Origin of the sequence: Vibrio bivalvicida (genome assembly GCF_001399455.2) — a bacterium.
GTDB classification, from domain to species: domain Bacteria; phylum Pseudomonadota; class Gammaproteobacteria; order Enterobacterales; family Vibrionaceae; genus Vibrio; species Vibrio bivalvicida.
In genome coordinates, this window is sequence record NZ_LLEI02000016.1 from 63,834 (window position 1) to 83,189 (window position 19,356).

Consider the following 19,356-nt stretch of genomic DNA (forward strand, 5'->3'; position numbering starts at 1 on the left):
ATAATAAAAAAGCCCTAACCTACGGGCTAGGGCTTCCTCAATGACTCAATCGCTTAAGATTAGGACGTTTTGAATTCAGCAACGGCACTATCCATTTCAGTTGCCTGTGCAGAAACACGGTCAACTTCAGTCAAGCATTGTTGCGCTGAGCCCATATTACCTTCTGAAATGGAATTGAGTTCAGTGATCGACTCGCTGACTTGATTCATTACGATCCCTTGCTCTTCGATCGCTGACGCAATACGTTCGGAGTTCGCTTGAATATTTGTCATATCATCAATAATTTGGGTTAGGCTGCTATCGAGTGTGCGTGATGCATCGAGCGTCTGTGAGCCCTGCTCATTACATTGATCAATATTGGTGACCACTTCAGACATCTGTGACTGTATGGCGGTAACGACTTTGGTAATCTCTTCTGTTGATTGGTGAGTACGGCTTGCCAATGCCCTAACTTCATCTGCAACTACCGCAAATCCACGTCCTTGTTCACCGGCGCGCGCAGCTTCGATTGCGGCGTTAAGCGCCAGTAGATTGGTTTGTTCCGCTATCTCTTGAATGATGTTGACGGCATCACCAATCTTATCCACGTGATTGTTTAAATCACTGATAGATTCCTGACTGCTACCTAAGATAGAAGAAAGTGAATCGATGTTTTGCACCGTTGTTTCAACAACCTTACGACCATTCTGCGCATTGACCGAGGCTTGCTGAACACCTTCTACGGCGACAGCGGTACTTTCGGAAATTTCACTGATGGTTGATACCATCTCTTGTACCGAAGTAGCCATAGTACTGGTATGATCGGCTTGAATATGGAACTGCTCCATAACATTTTGCAGCTCGTTGTGCATGGCTGAAGTACTTTGTGAAAGCTCTGAAGATTTAGTCTGGGTGCTAGATATGAGCTGCTCGAATTTATCTAGCAGTCGATTGAAATAGCTTCCGATAACAGAAAGCTCATCATTTTTGACCAAGTTGGCGCGTAACGATACGTTGTTGGTACGAGCAATTTCTTGGATTGCCGCAAGTAACACGGCAACTTGATTGTTAATGGTGCGCGAAATCTGGAAGATAAACCCGAATATGATTAACACAACCAAAGTCGTGACACCGGTTTTTAGGGTTGAGAGTCGTTCTTTTGTCGCTATAGTTTCATCCGTTAATGAAGAAGAGAAAGACTTAAATTGTTCTTCCACAGTGTGTGATAGGTTGCGAGTTTCCCCAAGCAGCCCTTCATTATACTTAAGACCGATGCGTTGGCTTTGGTCTATATAGGCCTGAGCTGCCGACTTAAGTGAAGAAGCGTCATTTGGGATAAGATTTGTGTTGAGCTTGCCTTCAAGAACCTGTTTGTCAAATTCAAACAATTGAACTAGCTCATCGCTAGACAAAGAGTTTCTAATCGAGGCGAGTTCAGAATTGTAGCGACCAACAATTTTTTCCTCAGGTTTTAGGCCACGCAGTTCAAAAGCTGAAACCAAGCTGTTGAAGCCTGTTTGATACTTGAGAATATCTCGTTTAAGTTGGCTACTTGAAGGTAAAGAATGTTGGGTTAACAGTGTCGAAAGTTCCGATTCAAGTGCTAAAAAGGTATCCATGTTCTTGTTAAACTTGCCAAGATATTTCGTATCTTTACGAAGCAGAAAGTCTTTCTCGTTGCGCCTTAGGTTAAGAAGTCGAATCTCTAGTTTGGCTACTAATAAACTCGCGTGATTTAGGTCAGCGGTAGATTGGGCGAAGTGAGTTGAGGTTAATAGTACTGAAACAACCCCTAAAATGGCGACAGCACCCAATGAATACAGCTTATTCTTGATATTCATGAGATTACCTTATTTGTTAAGCAGTTTGATTTATAGGTAGTTAATGTGATGTTAGTTGCTATTCGTGAATATATCAATTAACGATATGTTCCTCATTTTGTATGTTGACAGTATTGATCTGGCGAACACCATTAAGAGAAGTAAATGTTTGAAAGCATGAATAAATATCAAGCACTCATATTTGACATGGATGGTACCATAATTGATACCATGCCTGCACATTTAAAAGCTTGGAAACAGACAGCCAATTATTATGGATTTCCTTTTTGCAAACAATGGCTACACGGCTTAGGTGGAATGCCTAGTTATAAAATTGCAGCTGAGGTCAACAAGAAACACAACTTGGCTATAGACCCGATGGAGGTATCGCGTTACAAAATGGCTGCATTCGCATCGTTAGATGAACATGGAGAAACAATTGAATGTACCGTAAAAGTACTTAACCATTTTCATGGTAAAAAGAAACTCGCGGTCGGAACGGGGAGTCAACGAAAGAATGCCGAGCAATTACTGAGTAAGGCTCAATTGCTCGACAAGTTAGACGTTGTAGTAACAGCATCAGATGTAATTAACCACAAACCCAATCCCGATACGTTTTTACAAGCGGCGCGTTTACTAGATGTTTCTGCTTCAGAGTGTCTGGTGTTTGAGGATACTGAGTTAGGTTTGCAGGCAGCGCACGCTGCGAAGATGGATTGTATGATGGTTGAAGGTGGGGAACTCGTTTTCTACCCGTATAACCGATAAAAAGAGCCGCAAATTTTGCGGCTCTTTTATAAATTATCGATCCCAGTACGTTTCTTCTAAACTATCTTCGCGTTCAGGTAGTGCACGAGCGAGGCGAGGTGAGTGCTGAGTTAATACCTCGTAACTCACACGGTTTGCATACTTGCAAATCTGCGACAGCGAAGAATAGGTCAAGTAAGGTTGATCGTGCTTAGACGAGTTAGGCACATTCACTTGGTGGTGGCTGTTTGCAGCCATATCGTGCAGTAGTGCCGATAGCGCAGCATCTCCTGCACCGTTGGTATTTTTTATCTCGAGTGGACCACCCAAGTAAGGGCCAATATGAGAGTATACTTTCACAGGAGTCTTACAGTCTGATTTGCGCATTGCGCGGCTAAACTCGTACTTGTTGAACTCTGCAATATTACCAGGTAAAAGAGGTAGTTCTGTCACACGTTTTACAGAGTCTTCTGTGTAGCCAGCCATGTATAGTCCGACAGAGCCCGCCGTACATAGAACGACATCTACCCATTCCAATGCTTTATCGGCTGCAAGCAGCGGATCTTTTTCACCGGTTAGGGCTTCACCTTCTTCCTCGTTCATAGCCACGATTGCGATGTTTTCTTTAATGTAGTCTTGCCACCATTTGGCATTGCCTTCAATTACCCACTTAGTACCAAGTGTCAGTACTACTGGGACATTCTTAGACTTTGCAATCTCAATCGCGCGTGCTACTGCTTGTGGCATAGGATCTTCTGGCTTGCCACGCATCAGATATGAAGAAACGACAAGCGCAGACGCTTTGTCGAATACATCTTCGGGGATGCTGTCTGGGCGAAGCTTGTTCATATGACCTTCGTTAATTGCGAAAGTACGTTCACCATTTTCTGAAATCAGCGTATAGCAACGACCAATAGAGCCTTCAACCATTTGTAGGTGGTTGAGGTTCATACGTGAAGAAGTACGACATAAATAGCGATATGCAAAAGAACCCACCTCGATGTTTCGAGACATGACACCAAGAAGGACGGATTTGCTGTCGGCGAGTACAGAATAGTTATGTAAAGTGTTACCGATAGTATCGCCAGGGTATTGGTGCGTTATAAGTTCGCGTTCGACTAGTTCTTCGTAGAGAGCGTCCGCCTTACTTTCTTCCAAAACTAATGAGTGTCCTTTACTCAAGTCATATTTCGCAAGAAATTCGTCATCGACTCTAGCTTCAATATCAACGATAGTTTGACCAACACCGACAACGATAGGGCGGTAGAGTTTTGGCGATTGTTTCATCTGATTGACGAGTGGATCACGGGTGTGAGTTGGAAAATAGTGCTTGGATTTGCGCTGTCCGGGAAACTTCATGTTTAAAGTGGCGTTGGAAATTTTCCCGCATAATATCACATTAAGTTAAGATTGCTTTCATATTTATTACATAAAAAAGTGCCAGTCAGTGCTGACTGGCACTTTAGTAACCTATTTGTCTTGCGTTATGCTGTTGTACGCTTTCGTGCCCCACAAAGGTACGGTTGAAAGGCTGTGTTTGAAGCTGCCCTCAGTTTCTTTTGTAGTGTAGGACAAGTAGAGTAGCGTTTGGTTTTCAGCGTCATAGATGCGACGAACTTTCATTGACTTGAAAAAGATACTTTTCGACTTTTTAAACACCACTTCTCCAGATTTACTTTTATCAATCTGAGCAATCATTTCTGGTGTTATATCGCCTGTTTGACGGCAGGAAATCGAGCTATCACTCGGATCAGCAAGGCTAAAATCAGCTTCGATTGAGGCAATATGACAAGTAACTCCTGTCACTACGTCATCCTTCAAGTTTTGGATTTTAATGTCTTTCATTGTGAACCATCCTAAGCCAACGTCACCGACTTCGTTATCGGAACAACCAACTAAAAGTCCTGTTAAAAGAATTGCAGTGAGCAGTTTTTTCATTCTAAGTCCTTGCTATAATTTAGTTTTCTGATTTTTTGGCTAGGTTATCTGCTTCATTTATCAAGCAAGAAGACCAACTGGCGCAACTCGATTGTTCACGAGTTTTGCCTTAATGCTTAAAGAGATAAGGATTTAATTGAGTACAGATATCATATCAGGTTTTTGTATACTTTAGTGCACTGCATTTTAAAAGACTTGAGGCTTCAAGGTGTTATCTAGTAAGCTTCAGGCTAACTTCCACACGTGAGTACAGGTCTAACCGACGTTATGGCGATACCTAAGATAGCTGAAATCAAGAATGAGTGGCTTTATCAACAAGTCGATGTTGAGTACCCAACTAAAGAAAGTATCGCTGGTTTGGCTCTGTATAAGGCGAAAGTTGCAACTTGTGAATATGAACAACTAAGCGAAGTGCCGCAAGATAAAGGGGTGTTTGGCTGTGATGATATCTTTCTTGTTGATTTCCACCGCTTAACCGTTATGTTCGCTTTGCTCCAAGCTCGCAAGTGGCAGCAGCAAGCAGAGAAAGATCTGATCTTAGAGTTTCTTTCTCAGATCATCTATTCAGAACCATGCCGTCTATATCTAGGTTTCAAATTTGGCGAGGCTGTTGCCGCTGCAATCGTGACGCAAAATGAACAAACTCTATTAATTTCCGATATTGTTGTAAACGATACCTCTGGTCACTTTAGTGAGCAGGATTTCATTTCGGGTTTATGCACCAAATTGGGAATAGCAGAAATTAATCAGACTTGCTTAACAATTGAGCGTTAAGCTTTAGTTATTTTCTTGCCAAGGTCACTAGTTAACGAAACTGTGCATCACAAATTCTATTAGCTAAAATATCATTAAGAGTGAGCGCTAGTTTGAAATGTTTTAAATGGTGATGCACTTTAAACTTCTGATTATAAATCCTTAATAAACCAGTGAAGTGTTAAGCTGGTCATTCCAAAAATAATCAACTGTCTTATTATTTCTCGTAGAAAATTAAGAGGGCAATTGATATGACAAAACCTCATGCTCAATGTGTGATCTTCGATTGTGATGGGACATTGGTCGACAGTGAAAGGCTTTGTTGCTTAGCACTATGTGACACTTTTAATCATTTTGGCGCAACTTTGTCTATGGATGAAGCCGTCAGTCACTTTGAAGGTGGAAAGCTTGCAGATATCCTTGCGGCCACAAAGCAAAGATTGAATGTCAACGTTTCTATTGACCGCCTCGAACCGATATATCGTCAGCGTCTTGATCAGTTATTTGAAGGGCAATTAAAGCCAATGGACGGTGTTCATGAAGTATTAGAGTACTTAAATGAGCAAGGGATTGAATACTGCGTCGCGTCAAACGGTCCAAGAGATAAAATCGAACGTTGCTTAGAGCTAACCGGTTTGTTGCCTTTCTTCAAAGGTAAAATCTTTTCTGCATTTGACACCAATAGCTGGAAGCCGGAACCTGATCTTATTTTCTACAGTGCGATGAACATGGGCTTTAAGCTTGAAGAGTGCATTTATGTCGACGATACGCCGAAAGGTTTAGAAGCAGGTGTCAGAGCTGGCGTGCAAACTGTTCATTTAACGGGGTTAAATGACAAGCATCACACGCTAGAGCTTAAGAAAATTAGCCATTTAAGAGAGCTAGAAGAAATGCTTTAATGAGAGCCGTTGTGGTGAGTAGACGAGAGCGTTCCCACACGTTGAGATAGCGCACTTATGGGAATAAATTGTGTCACATTCTCAAAGAATGAACCACACTCCGCGCAAAGCATGTTGTTGCTGTCTGACAGTAAGTACTCTTCACTGCCACATAGCGGGCAACACAGTACGTCGTTGAGCATCTCTTCTTTATTCATAGGGGAATCTCCCGGCAGCGATAATAGAAACAATATATTATTAAACTTGTTATATGGTTCGACAGAGTAACTGGGTACAAGTTTCCTGACAATTCCATTTTAGTCGAATGGATCGCTGTATCGATTAAGATATGGAACTATCCATGAATAATGGGAAGCATTTCATATATTGGTAAGATATTTTTGTGAATCACATCTGACAAAAGCTCGTGATTATGCGAGCTTTTGTCATATCTGTGCTTAAGTTCTTTTAGCTAGATAGGCTTCGTAATCGGGAATTTCGATGTCAACTTCTTGTTCGATTAACTCAGATTCAAAAATAAATTTAGCGGTTGCGCGGTTAGTCGCGACGGGAATATTCCACACACTGGCAATTCGAAGTAGGGCTTTAACGTCTGGATCATGGGGGACAGCGTTAAGTGGGTCCCAGAAGAAGATCATAACATCAATTTTTCCTTCGGAAATTAGCGCGCCAAGTTGTTGGTCGCCTCCCATTGGGCCACTGATCATACTCTTGATAGCGAGGCCAGTGTCTTTGCTCAGCATTGAGCCTGTTGTCCCTGTCGCGTAAAGAAAGTGACGTTGTAGCTTTTCTTTGTTCTCTTTTACCCAGCGCAGTAGCTCTGGTTTACAATTGTCATGGGCGACAAGCGCTACGTGTTTGTGCGCAGGCAAAGTACGAGTCGTTTTTTCCATCTAGACTTCCTAATTGTTCTCGTTATAGACATAAAATGTTGGTCGATACTCTGAAGGTGATAAAGACTGTGCAATCACATCAGGGTTCAGGTTATTGGGTGTCAGTGGCTCAATCACAGGTGCTTCGATTTTGTTGTAGTGTTCGCCTCGCAGGTACCGCACGGCTTGCTCAATTGATAGTCTGCCTTGAAGTACCATTTTATCAGTTGGGGCAAATTCCACTCTATTTCTTAGTAGTCCGCGGTATACACCGTGACTTAGGTAGGTAGATACCAAACCAATTTTATTTGTTTTATGGGCACTACGTAGCTCACTGATTGCGGCCTCAACCGCAACTGCACTTCCCACTATATAATCAATATTTTTGTTATCAATGGCTTTTTGTACAAGGTTGCGCTGTAGCTCTTTGTCATTGTCGGCCCAATAGGTTTCTACAACGTTAATGTCGCTCTCTTTTATTGCTGAATAAAAACCCTGAATCACAGGTTTAGTGCCGCCGCTAGACTTAGGGCCAGGTAATAGAGCAACGTTTGATTTTCCAGAGCCAAGAGGGTGTTTTGATTTTAGGTATTGACCTGCATAGTAGCCCATCCAATACCAATCAACACCAACTTCGCCTTTTAGGGCCGCTTTATTATTGTCATCGACCAGTAGTTTATTGACAGTGGCAAACACAGGTACAGAAGATGCGACGGAGTTTAGCGACGAATAAAACAGGTTAGGTGCGACTGTGCCCAAGATAATGGCGTCTGCTCCCCATCTTACGCACAAAGACATGTGCTCTCGTTGCTTTTCGAGATTGAGATACCCCCCCGCCTCAAGAACGCGAAGATCAACACTTTCTTTTTCAGCCTCATCGACCATTCCGAAGTTGACAGAAAGCCAATATGAATCCTTTAAATGGGGATAGATTGCGCAGATACGCTCAGGTTCTGTTGCATAAGCATTGGCGTTCAACAGCGAGAGAGTAAGCAGTATAGAAGTAGTTTTGATTGCGGAGATCAAAGACATGCAGCTTTTCGTTGGTAATGGGCGAATAAACACTGCAAAATATAGCGCATAATAGAAGAGTTAAGAAGTGAAGATTCTCAATGTTACTTGCTAAAGCGAGTATTGGTCGTAAGTTGCTGCTGGCATTCTTGGCGATGGCACTGCTGGTATTAATCTCTGCCCTGATCGGTATGTTCGGGTTTTCTTCAGTTGCAAAAACCGAGCGCAACGTCGTTAACTCAGCAATTCCCTCCATGATTGAAGCTCGTCAAGTATCAGAGCTTAGTTCACGTATTATCTCTTCGGTTCAGACACTCTCTAATGCAAAAACAGAAGTTGAACGTCAAACGTCCGGCAAAGCACTATTTAGTCAATTAGAATCCCTGCTAACACACATCAAGCTGTTGGGTTCAGATTCGTTTGATTTATCACTGTTGAATAGACTGGAATCTAATGTGCAAGGTGTTATCGACACTTTGGAGAAGCTTGGAATTGTGGTCGAAAGGCGGCTCTTATTGAGTGATGATTTAGCCATTCGCACAGAAGAGTTACGTAAGCTGGCACGTGAGCTAGAACTATTGACGCGCACGCAAGTATCGAATACGTCAACGATTGCTGTAGCTAACGTGACTCACATTTACGCTCTGTTGAATAAAAACGAAAAAGAGCAGGCGTACAGAGCGCTTGATACTTTGGTTGAGGTTGATCTCGATTTGGCGGAGCGACTGCATGAGCTTCACCTACTCGCATTTAAGCTGCTCAATCACATTGAAGAGACGCGCACTATCTCTGATATTGACCGTATCAAAACCATTCGTGAAGAGTTTAAAAACAACCTAACGATCATGAAACGCCGTGTACAAGCGGTTGAAGACCCTACACGTTCAACCCAAATGACGGCGTTACTTGAAAAGCTAGAACAGCGTGAAGTGGTATTCGATGTGCTGACTCAACGCTATGAAAATGAACGCTTTGCGCGGCAATTGATGCAAGACACTTTAACTCAGTTCTCGACATTAAACAGGACAGTAAACAAGCTGGTTGATGACTCAAATGCTGCCACAACTCGGGCGGTAGCTGAGCTAAAAACAACGCTCAACTATGCACAACTGACGCTAACAATCATTACTATTTTGGGGATGCTGATTGTGGTGTTGATAGTGTGGAAGGTTGTGTACATCTCTGTGGTTAAGCGTCTTGCCGTGTATTCTTCAGCTTTACTCTCGATTGCCAAAGGTCAACTGGAAGTCGATCTAAAAGTTAAGGGGAATGACGAACTGGCGCATATGGGGCAAGCAATCATTACTGCTCGAAATACTGCCAAAGCGTTGAAGGTTGTTGCAGAAAGCGAAGCTGCTGCAAAACGCGAGCTTGAGGAGCACAAAGGACACCTTGAAGAGTTAGTCACCGAACGAACCCATCAGTTACAAAATGCCAATACGCGCTTGAACGAAGAAGTCGAAAACCATGCACGTGCTCGCAAGGAAGCGGAGCAAGCAAGCAGAGCAAAATCGGCATTTTTGGCAACCATGAGTCATGAAATCCGAACGCCGATGAACGGTGTGTTGGGCACTGCGCGTCTTTTAAAAGATGCTGGGCTCAATACCACTCAAGCGCATTATGTCGATGTCATTAATCGAAGTGGCTCAACATTGTTAGCGATATTGAATGATGTATTGGACTACTCAAAGATAGAGGCCGGACACCTCGAAATTCGCCCCGTAGACTTTAACCTGCCAGCAATGGTCGACGACATAAAGCAATTGCTACTTGGGAGGGCGAATGAGAAGTCATTGCAATTAGAGTACTTTATTGAAAGTGATGTCGACAAGTATTGGTGTGGTGATGTGACTCGTATTAGTCAAGTTCTAAACAACTTAGTGGGTAATGCCATTAAGTTTACTGAGCAGGGCAACGTGGATATTTACGTATCTCTCGACCCAGATACGCAAGGTAACGTTATGTTCGAGGTATCAGATACTGGGGTAGGAATAAGCGCGGATGAGCAGCTCACTCTATTTGATGCATTTACCCAAGCTGCTGGTGGCATGGGTGCTAAAGGTGGGACAGGGCTAGGTCTAGCGATAAGCAAGCGGATTGTTGAAGCGATGGATGGACAATTGTTTGTTGACTCAAGTATGGGAGAAGGGAGTTGTTTTTGGTTTTCCATACCGCTGGCTTTAGGCCAAGAGTTTGAGGAGCAAGAAGTTGCGACGGATTGCAGTATTAAAGCCAAGGTGTTACTTGTAGAAGACAATCCAGTGAACTGCTTAGTAGCTGAAGGGTTCCTTAGAAGTATGAATCACCAAGTGACTACAGCAGTGACTGGCGAAAAAGCACTAACGTTATTTAAACAGGAACCTTTTGATCTCGTGTTAATGGACATCAATTTACCTGATTGTAATGGGGTGGAACTGCTGAAAGAATTCAAAGCTCATGAAGTTAACAGTGGCGTGCTCAGTCACACGCCTATGATCGCGGTCTCGGCTCATGTTTACAACGAAGAAGTTGAAAGCTATTTGGCGGCTGGATTTGATGGTTACCTATCTAAGCCGTTAGATAAAGATCAATTATGCCAAGTAATTCAAAATAGTTTAGAAGGGAAGCCGTTGCTACTTGCCCAAGGTAGTCGTGATGATGTAGAAATAGGCAGAATACAACGGTCAATTATTAATCCAGATGTTATTTGGGCTGATATGGAAGTATTGGGCAAAGATAAAATGAAAGACATTTGCCTGCTGTTTAACCAAGGAGCTGATGACATACTGAATTTGCTCAAAGTAGCTGCCGAGTCTGGGAATCAATATGATACAGTTCAATTAGCTCATAAGCTAAAAGGCTCTGCTGGTAGCCTAGGGTTAGATTCCTTATACGATTTTTGCTTAGAAATTGAAAAATCGTCAATGCCGATAGCGAGTTATCAAGGAAGTAAAGACGAATTATCTTCGCTTGTTGCGCAGTCAAAAGATGCGCTCAAAGACCTATTAGATTAGAGAGTTTATGAACCAAGTAGAATCAAAACAACTATCCATGGCTCAAATTACTGAAACGGATTGGCCGCTTTTTGAACGATTGAATCAAGACGAAGATGTGATCCGCTACGCGTTCGACAAGCCATCTAATAAACAAATTCGAGAGCGTTTTGAGTCTCGGTTACCTGTTTGGAACTGGCCCGATAAACACTGGCTGTGTCTCGTCATTCGCGAAAAAAATACAGGTAACGCTATTGGTGTGACGGGGCTTTGCCTCTCTGAGCAGAGTGCAGAGGAAGTTGAGGTTGGTTATCTACTATTACCTGAGTTTCATGGTAAAGGCTATGGTACGGAATCTTTGGTCGCGCTGATTGATTACACGACCAGTCAATTTCCAATCAAAACGGTCAATGCTATCGTTACTGACGGAAATATCGCGTCATGTAAAGTCCTTGAAAAAGCAGGCTTTACCCTTTCGGAACGCGAAAAAGATGCCTACAAGTTGGGTGGTAGTTATTACGATGACTTAATCTATCGTTTCCAAGTCGAGCCATAGTCTATGACATGACAGCCGATAAGGTTAGTAATATCTGTGCGGTGTAGTAGGTGATCATAATAACATGGCGAGAAAACGCCGATTGACTACGAAAGCGATCTACGGCAAGCACCACGTCGGAGAGAATAAAAATAAGTGCTCCCAACACCGCATAACCGGCTCCCGACCCAACAGCGGCGTTCCAGTGTTCAATGGTGCCCCAAGCCATTGCAAGAATCCCTAAGCTATACACTGCAATCGGTAATTTCCAATTGCCTAGATTTGGCAATAGTAATAAATAGATCAATGTGCCAATAGAGAGAAGCGTGAGAAAAATCCAAGCATTTACCTGCATGTCGACAGCACTAAAAAACGCGATACTATAGGCGAGGTGTGCTAACAAAAACGCTCCAAGTCCTTGTATGAACTTGTCTTTAGGGTGCATCAAATAAATATCACCAAGACTCGATAAAACCAGCCCAATACCTATCCATAACGTGTAGTTTGTCTGCCCATGGTGATTCAAAAAAACAAGAAGAGACATCAAAAGAATTGGAGTAGGCTTAGAGAGATAAAAAATCCAACGATTGCTTTGGTTAATACTCCATACGTGTATGACACACGTAAAGACAATCAATAGCCACATAAATCCTTCTTATAAAAAAAGCAGCGAATGCTGCTTTTTAGATTAATAACTTAGCTAAACTTACGCAATAGCAAGCTCAAGGATCTTACGGCTCTGTTGCAAGTCAATCGCTTGGTTTTCACCGAGTGCGACCATACCATGCTGACTTAGTTGGCTAATCACCGCATCTACCGCTTCTTCTTTACTGTTACCGTACTCACCAAATTGGGTGGCGACACCGAGTGATTGATAGAAGGATTCAATGGCTTGGATTGTTTGTTCAGCGAGTTCGTCAGAGGCTTCTAAGCCAAATACGTTTTTGCCCATTTGTTCTAGCTTCTGCTTTTTAACGGCAAATTGATTACGCAGTAAAGAGGGTTGAACGATTGCCAGAGAGCGGGCATGGTCAACTCCCCAAAGGGCAGTAAACTCGTGGCCAATCATATGGGTCGCCCAATCTTGTGGGACACCAGAGCCAATCAGGCCATTTAGAGCTTGGTTTGCTGTCCACATAAGGTTTGCACGCCAAGCATCACTGTCGCGGTTAGCAAACTCGAGCCCAAGCACTTTTAGGTTTTTAAGTAACGCTTCAGCATAGCCATCTTGGACCATGCCATCATGTTCTTTGGTTAGATACTGCTCGCAGACATGAACCCAAGCATCGACAATGCCATTGATAAGCTGTTTCTCTGGAAGAGTTTTCATTACGTCTGGGTCCATTACCGCAAACTTGGGCTGAACATGTGGAGTCATGAATGGAAGTTTGTCGTGTGTTTCCGATTTAGTGATTACAGCTCCCATGTTTGACTCAGAGCCTGTTGCTGGAAGAGTAAGAATCGCTCCTAGTGGAACAGCTTCGGTGACTTGATGTTTACCTACCATTATGTCCCAACCATCGCCTTCGTACTTAGCAGCGGCAGCCACATACTTCGAGCCATCAATCACGGAACCACCGCCAACAGCAAGAATGAAATCGATGCCTTGCTGCTTAACTAAAGAGACTGCTTTATCAAGAGTTTCTTTGGTTGGGTTAGGTTCAACACCAGAAAATTCAAACCATGAATGACCCTCAAGTGCTTGTGTTACCTGATCATAAACGCCGTTACGCTTGATTGAGCCACCACCATAAATGACGAGGACTTTTTGCTCAGAAGGTATGATGGTTTGAATACTTTGGATTTGACCTTGACCAAAATTAATTTGAGTATGGTTTACGTAAGAAAATTGCATCTTATTGTGCCTCTTGCTTCCAATTGGGGTGGGTTTTGTTTGTCGTTGTTTTGCATATTAGTATTGACAAGGTGCAACTTAAAGGTCAATTTCTCTATTTGTTATGCCTATTTCTATAAAGTTTGAAACTAAGGGGAAAGTGACATGTCACTTGCTGAACTAATGAAGCTATACGTAGACCAAAATGGTCTTGGTCATTTGGAAGGTATAATTGAAACCGAAATCAACGGCCTTTATTTTTACAGAAGCAGCCAAGGCAATGCGCGCAAACCTTTTGTCTACCAATCTGGCGTAATTGTACTTGGGCAAGGAAAGAAGAATATCTACCTCGGCAATCAACCTGTGGAATACGGGCCAGATGACTATTTGGTGGTAGGTGTTCCTATGCCCCTAGAATGTGAAGCCATTGCTGTCGATGGGGAGCCACTGCTTGGTTTGAGTATTGATATTGACCAACATGTGCTCCACCGTTTAGTGAATAAACTGGAATCGATGAACTGTTATAAACCATGCGCTGATAGTCGCTTACAGTCTGGACTCAAGTCAGTTGCGATGGACAGCGACATGCTAGATGTCTGTATGCGACTAATGAAGGCTCTATGTAATCCGGTTGAACTGGTGGTGCTAGGCGAGAGCTTAATGGAAGAACTTGCTTTTAGAGCATTGATGAGCCAAGAAGGCCACGTTTTGTTTGATTTGGCTCGGTATGACGGACATTACGCTCGGGTAGCTAAGGCTCTTGATTATCTGCATAAAAACTATAACCAACCTGTTACTGTTCAAGATCTTGCCCAATACGCCAACATGAGCGTGTCAGCTTTTCATCAAGCATTTCGCAGCGTGACGTTAGCCTCACCGATCCAGTACATCAAGAAAGTACGTTTGGATAAAGCCCGTGAGTTAATTCAATTGGAGGGAATTAAGGTTGGGGAGGCTGCTCGTTTAGTTGGGTATAACAGTGCGTCGCAGTTTTCTAGAGAGTTCAAACGACACTTTAATGAAACACCGAAAGCCAAGTTTGTTAGTTAATAGTAAAAAGAGGAAACTCGGTATTACAAATTTACAGTGTTTTTTGAGTGTGGTTTGAGTAATATAATGAGAACAAAGAGAATTGTTCTCGTTTCCCTATAGGAGATCTAGTCAATCTTCTGTAATAAGCCCTTTTATCAGTGAGATGAAAGGGCTTATTTTTTGTATAACGAACACATTAAAAACAAGTTATCGATGCAAAATAAGTATGTATATTTTGCATGGTAGTTACTTTGTATTGCGAGTCATTTTGTAGTCTGACGAAATAATAGGTGTTATTTCTCCATACTAACCTACGGTTATTTTACAAAATATTTTAAGTATTCGGCATTGATAAAGTCGAAGTTTAATTTTGTAAACAATAACTTAAGGATAAAGTGACATGTACATACAAAGGTCTGGTTCGGCTAAACTTTTTACCCTCAGTACGCTGAGCGTCGCCTGTTTAATGGCGTTTAACGGCTATGCTGCGGTCGTCTGTGGCAATCTTGAAAACTGGGACTCCTCGGTGGTCTATACGGGGGGCGACCAGGTCCAACATTTAGGCTCGGGGTATCAAGCGAATTATTGGACTCAAGGAAATGATCCTATACAAACCTCAGGAGAGTGGGGGCATTGGAAAAATTTAGGCAGTTGTGATTCGGCAGGCGGTAATGAAGTACCAACCGTGTCAATTACTTCACCTTTGGTAACAGATTCAATAACAAAAGGTGACGATGTCACCATTGCTGCTAATGCAAACGATATTGATGGCAGTGTGGCAAAAGTTGAATTTCTCGTGGATGGAACGCTTGTCGCGCAAGTGACGGCTGCTCCATACACAACATCCTGGAATGCGACGCTGGGAAACCACCAAATTAGTGCTATCGCGTATGATGATGTGGGTGCGCAAAGTTTGGTTAGTCACGTAGAGATCTCTGTTACGGGTTCAAATCCCGATAATGTAGCACCAACGGTAGATGTTTCATTGTCGGCGACCAGTGTTGATATAGGATCTGTTGTTACCTTGACCGCCAACGCTGATGATTCTGACGGGACTGTGAATAAAGTCGACTTTTATGTTGCAGGCCTGTTGGTTGGTACTGCTGCGTCGGCACCATACACGCTGGACTACACGACTACTCAAGCTGGCAGCCTTTCTATCTATGCTAAGGCGACAGATAATCTTGGGGCAAGCACCAACTCCACTATCGCGAGTTTAACGGTGACTGGCGCATCACCTGAAGCCAACTGCCGCCCTGACGGCCTTTATCAAACTGAAGGCGTTAGCGTACCTTATTGTACCGTGTATGACGAACAAGGGCGTGAGCAAATGGGGTCTGATCATCCGCGTCGTGTTATTGGTTATTTCACCAGTTGGCGAGCAGGTGATGATCCTCAAGCTTCTTACTTAGTTAAAGATATTCCTTGGCAGCAATTGACTCACATTAACTATGCATTTGTGGGTATAGGTTCAGATGGCAAAGTTAACTTAGGTGATGTTAACGATCCTAATAACGTAGCGACTGGCAAAGAGTGGCCTAGTGTTGATATAGACCCAACGCTTGGTTTTAAAGGGCACTTTGGCGCACTGGCGACTTACAAACAACGTTACGGTGTTAAAACTTTAATTTCGATTGGTGGATGGGCTGAAACCGGCGGACATTTTGACGCGGATGGAAACCGTGTTGCTGACGGTGGGTTCTACACCATGACAACAAATGCCGATGGCTCAATTAATCATGCAGGGATTGAGAAGTTTGTCGCTTCTGCTGTTGATATGATGCGTACTTACAAGTTTGATGGTCTTGATATTGACTATGAGTACCCAACTTCAATGGCGGGAGCCGGAAACCCATATGATAAAGCCTTTATGGAGCCGCGCCGCCCCTATTTATGGGCTTCTTATCAAGAATTAATGAAGGTACTCCGTGAAAAACTGGATGCTGCTTCTGCTCAAGATGGTGTTCACTATATGCTGACCATCGCGGCTCCTTCTTCTGGTTACTTACTTCGCGGTATGGAGACCTTTGATGTTACCAAGTACTTAGATTACGTCAACATCATGTCTTACGATTTACATGGTGCTTGGAATGACCACGTAGGTCACAATGCCGCACTATTTGATACAGGTGAAGATTCGGAACTGGCACAGTGGAACGTATATGGAACCGCAGCTTATGGCGGAATTGGATACCTAAACACTGACTGGGCCTACCATTACTTCCGAGGTTCAATGCCCGCTGGTCGAATTAATATCGGTGTCCCATATTATACCCGAGGATGGCAAGGAGTAACGGGTGGTACCAATGGTCTATGGGGGCGTGCGGCATTACAGGATCAAACTCAATGTCCGGCAGGAACAGGTGAGGGTGAGAAGAACAATTGCGGTAATGGCGCTTTGGGTATCGACAATATGTGGCATGATAAAGATCCACAAGGCAATGAAATGGGAGCGGGTTCAGGTCCTATGTGGCATGCAAAAAACCTAGAGAAAGGGATCTGGGGGACTTACAGTTCGGCATATGGCTTAGACCCGGCAAATGATCCTACAGATCAATTCGTGGGAAGCTACACTAGGCACTATGACAGCGTCGCTGTTGCCCCTTGGTTATGGAATGCAGAAAAGAAAGTGTTCCTATCTACGGAAGACGAGCCATCTGTCTCGGTGAAAGCGGATTATGTTATCGATAAGGAAATAGGCGGTATCATGTTCTGGGAACTTGCAGGGGACTATAACTGCTATGTTCTTGACAACAATCAGCGCACTTCAATTGACGTGACTGAGCAGGCTTGTGCAAATGGAAATGGTGAATACCATATGGGTAACACCATGACCAAAGCGATATATGATAAGTTCAAGTCAGCCACCCCTTATGGCAATAAGGTTGCTACCGGGGCAGTACCGACAGAAGCAGTAGATATTTTAGTCAAGATTAGTGGGTTTAAGGTTGGCGACCAAAATTATCCGATCAATCCGAAAGTGACCTTTACCAATAACACGGGGCAGGCGATCCCTGGTGGTACCGAATTCCAGTTTGATATCCCAGTATCGGCGCCAGACAATGCTAAAGATCAATCCGTTGGTGGATTAAAAGTCATTGCTTCTGGTCATACGCGAGCGAACAACATTGGTGGACTAGATGGCCCAATGCATAGAGTCTCGTTTAGCTTACCAAGTTGGAAAGATCTTCCTAGTGGTGGGACGTATGATCTTGATATGGTTTACTATCTACCTATTTCAGGGCCAGCAAATTACACTGTAAATATTGCTGGGGTAGAGTATGCATTTAAGTTTGAGCAACCGGAGTTGCCTTTAGCTGATTTGTCCAATGGTGGTAACAATGGGGGCAATAACGGTGGCGACAATGGCGGAGATAGTGGAAACGCTACAGCTTGGGAACCCGGTGTTACTCAAGCGCAAAATGGCAATACCTATTCACATAACGGTAAGTGCTTTGTCGCAAAGAATAACCCGGGTAGTTGGGAAACGCCTACTCAGTCAAATTGGTTCTGGGATGAAGTGACGTGCACACAATAAAATAGATAGAAACCAAGCATAAAGGCCTTGGTAGTAAACCAAGGCCTTCTGTCCGTCTAGATTGAATTAAAACTTGTAACTCTCTGGGACAACAACTATGCCATTGTCAGAAATATGGAAACGTTGGGCATCTTCCATTGCGTTGAGACCGATAGAAGTGTTGGGAGGTATCGATACATGTTTGTCTATAATACAATTCACTAGTTTGCATCCTTCGCCAACTTCAACATCATCAAACAAAATACTGTCGACGATTGTTGCACAGTCATTGATACGAACATTAGATGAGATAATTGAGTGTTGAACTGACCCCCCAGAGTTTATAACGCCACTCGCAATGATGGAGTTGATAAAAATTCCCTCGTTACCTGTGGCCGAAGATACTGTTCTGGCGGGTGGTAATTGTGATTCGTAAGTTCGTACCCCCCAGTTAGGCTGGTAAAGATTCATCTGAGGTACTGGTTCGAGTAAATCCATATTGGCTTGATAAAATGAATCGATTGTACCGACATCTCTCCAGTAGCAATCTCTCGCTACACGCCCTCGATCAGAACAAAAGTTGTAGGCGTAAACACCTTGTTCATCGATCAAGCGAGGAATTATATCGTTGCCAAAGTCATGAGACGAGAGTTCATTGTCAGCATCATTAAGTAATGCGCGCTGTAACGTTTCCATCTCAAATATATAGATTCCCATAGATACTAGACTTCGATCAGGGTTATTAGGTAAGGACTCTGGTTCGTTAGGTTTCTCTGAGAAGGTTTCAATCAAGCCATCTTCATTGACTGATAGGACCCCAAAGGCCGAAGCGTCGTTTCTATCCACCTCCATCGAGGCAATAGTCAACTTGGCCCCATTTTGAATATGATCTTTCAACATCTCGGCATAGTCCATCCTGTAGATGTGATCGCCAGATAATACGATGACGTGTTTCGCTTCGCTACGATCTAATAACCAAAGATTGTGATATATGGCATCGGCTGTTCCTTCGTACCATTTTCCCTTACCGCGCATCTGGGGCGGTACAACAGAGATAAATTCACCAAGTTCAGGATTAAACAATGACCATCCATCTCGTAAATGCTTTTGCAGTGAATGAGATTTGTACTGTGTCAGTACTAAGATTTTACGCAGGCCCGAATGAAGACAGTTGGTCAATGTAAAATCAATTATGCGGTATTTCCCCCCAAAAGGAACGGCTGGTTTGGCTCGGTCATCCGTGAGCGGGCTTAAACGAGAGCCCATACCACCAGCTAAGATAACGGTGAGCGTATCTTGCATTTTCTATCTCCATATAGCGCACAAGGGACATATGAAGGTTAGTTCAAGATTTAAGCCAAGAAAGATACAACGTGCCGATAAGGGGCCTTGCAGTTACCTACAAAGAAAATGTGTGATCTTGGTGCGCTTAAACGACTTGTTGCAC

At 43.3% G+C, this 19,356-nt stretch carries 16 protein-coding genes; 7 read left to right on the forward strand and 9 right to left on the reverse strand.

Features of this window, described 5'->3' with window-relative positions; all coding sequences use genetic code 11:
• Window positions 1-59: 59 nt before the first annotated feature.
• Window positions 60-1,820 carry a methyl-accepting chemotaxis protein gene (locus tag APB76_RS03190; protein ID WP_054962958.1) on the reverse strand — a complete coding sequence of 587 codons (1,761 nt, stop codon included), beginning with the start codon at window positions 1,818-1,820 and terminating at the stop codon, window positions 60-62.
• 144 nt (window positions 1,821-1,964) lie between these two features.
• Here APB76_RS03190 and APB76_RS03195 point away from each other — a divergent pair, with 144 nt between their 5' ends.
• A complete protein-coding gene (locus tag APB76_RS03195; RefSeq protein ID WP_054962957.1) occupies window positions 1,965-2,567 on the forward strand; it encodes a beta-phosphoglucomutase family hydrolase in 603 nt (200 codons plus the stop codon).
• A 33-nt stretch (window positions 2,568-2,600) separates the two neighbouring features.
• Here the strand turns inward: APB76_RS03195 and APB76_RS03200 are convergent, their stop codons facing one another.
• Together APB76_RS03200 and APB76_RS03205 are read right to left on the reverse strand one after the other, a co-directional pair.
• Window positions 2,601-3,905, reverse strand: coding sequence for an inosine/guanosine kinase (locus APB76_RS03200; RefSeq protein WP_049846137.1), 1,305 nt, complete (start codon window positions 3,903-3,905; stop codon window positions 2,601-2,603).
• 111 nt (window positions 3,906-4,016) lie between these two features.
• The gene (locus tag APB76_RS03205) at window positions 4,017-4,484 is read right to left on the reverse strand and encodes a CreA family protein (protein ID WP_054962956.1); all 468 of its coding nucleotides are present in this window, start codon (window positions 4,482-4,484) and stop codon (window positions 4,017-4,019) included.
• A gap of 267 nt (window positions 4,485-4,751) precedes the next feature.
• On the opposite strand from APB76_RS03205, the gene APB76_RS03210 reads away from it, so the two are divergent.
• Both APB76_RS03210 and APB76_RS03215 read left to right on the forward strand, forming a co-directional pair.
• Window positions 4,752-5,258, forward strand: a complete 507-nt coding sequence (locus APB76_RS03210; protein WP_054962998.1) for a hypothetical protein — start codon at window positions 4,752-4,754, stop codon at window positions 5,256-5,258.
• 230 nt (window positions 5,259-5,488) lie between these two features.
• Window positions 5,489-6,136 carry an HAD-IA family hydrolase gene (locus APB76_RS03215; protein ID WP_054962955.1) on the forward strand — a complete coding sequence of 216 codons (648 nt, stop codon included), beginning with the start codon at window positions 5,489-5,491 and terminating at the stop codon, window positions 6,134-6,136.
• Here the strand turns inward: APB76_RS03215 and APB76_RS03220 are convergent.
• The 3 genes from APB76_RS03220 to torT form a co-directional block, all read right to left on the reverse strand.
• On the reverse strand, window positions 6,133-6,333 hold the full coding sequence (locus APB76_RS03220; RefSeq protein WP_054962954.1) for a hypothetical protein: 201 nt from the start codon (window positions 6,331-6,333) through the stop codon (window positions 6,133-6,135). The two genes, APB76_RS03215 and APB76_RS03220, sit on opposite strands and share 4 nt — an antisense overlap.
• A gap of 240 nt (window positions 6,334-6,573) precedes the next feature.
• Window positions 6,574-7,029: a methylglyoxal synthase gene (locus tag APB76_RS03225; RefSeq protein ID WP_049846141.1), complete on the reverse strand. Its 456-nt coding sequence runs from the start codon at window positions 7,027-7,029 to the stop codon at window positions 6,574-6,576.
• 9 nt (window positions 7,030-7,038) lie between these two features.
• Window positions 7,039-8,040: a TMAO reductase system periplasmic protein TorT gene (torT, locus tag APB76_RS03230; RefSeq protein ID WP_064429684.1), complete on the reverse strand. Its 1,002-nt coding sequence runs from the start codon at window positions 8,038-8,040 to the stop codon at window positions 7,039-7,041.
• Window positions 8,041-8,120: 80 nt separating this feature from the next.
• Between torT and torS the strand changes: the two genes are divergently transcribed.
• Window positions 8,121-11,012, forward strand: a complete 2,892-nt coding sequence (torS, locus tag APB76_RS03235) for a TMAO reductase system sensor histidine kinase/response regulator TorS (RefSeq protein ID WP_054962952.1) — start codon at window positions 8,121-8,123, stop codon at window positions 11,010-11,012.
• 7 nt (window positions 11,013-11,019) lie between these two features.
• Window positions 11,020-11,547 carry a GNAT family N-acetyltransferase gene (locus APB76_RS03240; protein ID WP_054962951.1) on the forward strand — a complete coding sequence of 176 codons (528 nt, stop codon included), beginning with the start codon at window positions 11,020-11,022 and terminating at the stop codon, window positions 11,545-11,547.
• Between the two features lies 1 nt (window position 11,548).
• Here APB76_RS03240 and APB76_RS03245 read toward each other — a convergent pair whose 3' ends face one another.
• Window positions 11,549-12,172 carry a lysoplasmalogenase gene (locus APB76_RS03245; protein WP_049846145.1) on the reverse strand — a complete coding sequence of 208 codons (624 nt, stop codon included), beginning with the start codon at window positions 12,170-12,172 and terminating at the stop codon, window positions 11,549-11,551.
• Between the two features lie 60 nt (window positions 12,173-12,232).
• The gene (locus APB76_RS03250) at window positions 12,233-13,381 is read right to left on the reverse strand and encodes an iron-containing alcohol dehydrogenase (RefSeq protein ID WP_054962950.1); all 1,149 of its coding nucleotides are present in this window, start codon (window positions 13,379-13,381) and stop codon (window positions 12,233-12,235) included.
• 144 nt (window positions 13,382-13,525) lie between these two features.
• Between APB76_RS03250 and APB76_RS03255 the strand changes: the two genes are divergently transcribed.
• Window positions 13,526-14,410: an AraC family transcriptional regulator gene (locus tag APB76_RS03255; protein ID WP_049846147.1), complete on the forward strand. Its 885-nt coding sequence runs from the start codon at window positions 13,526-13,528 to the stop codon at window positions 14,408-14,410.
• A gap of 382 nt (window positions 14,411-14,792) precedes the next feature.
• Window positions 14,793-17,930, forward strand: coding sequence for a chitinase C-terminal domain-containing protein (locus APB76_RS03260; RefSeq protein ID WP_054962949.1), 3,138 nt, complete (start codon window positions 14,793-14,795; stop codon window positions 17,928-17,930).
• A 66-nt stretch (window positions 17,931-17,996) separates the two neighbouring features.
• On the opposite strand, the gene glgC is transcribed toward APB76_RS03260, so the two are convergent.
• Window positions 17,997-19,211, reverse strand: a complete 1,215-nt coding sequence (gene glgC / locus APB76_RS03265) for a glucose-1-phosphate adenylyltransferase (protein WP_054962948.1) — start codon at window positions 19,209-19,211, stop codon at window positions 17,997-17,999.
• Window positions 19,212-19,356: the final 145 nt, after the last annotated feature.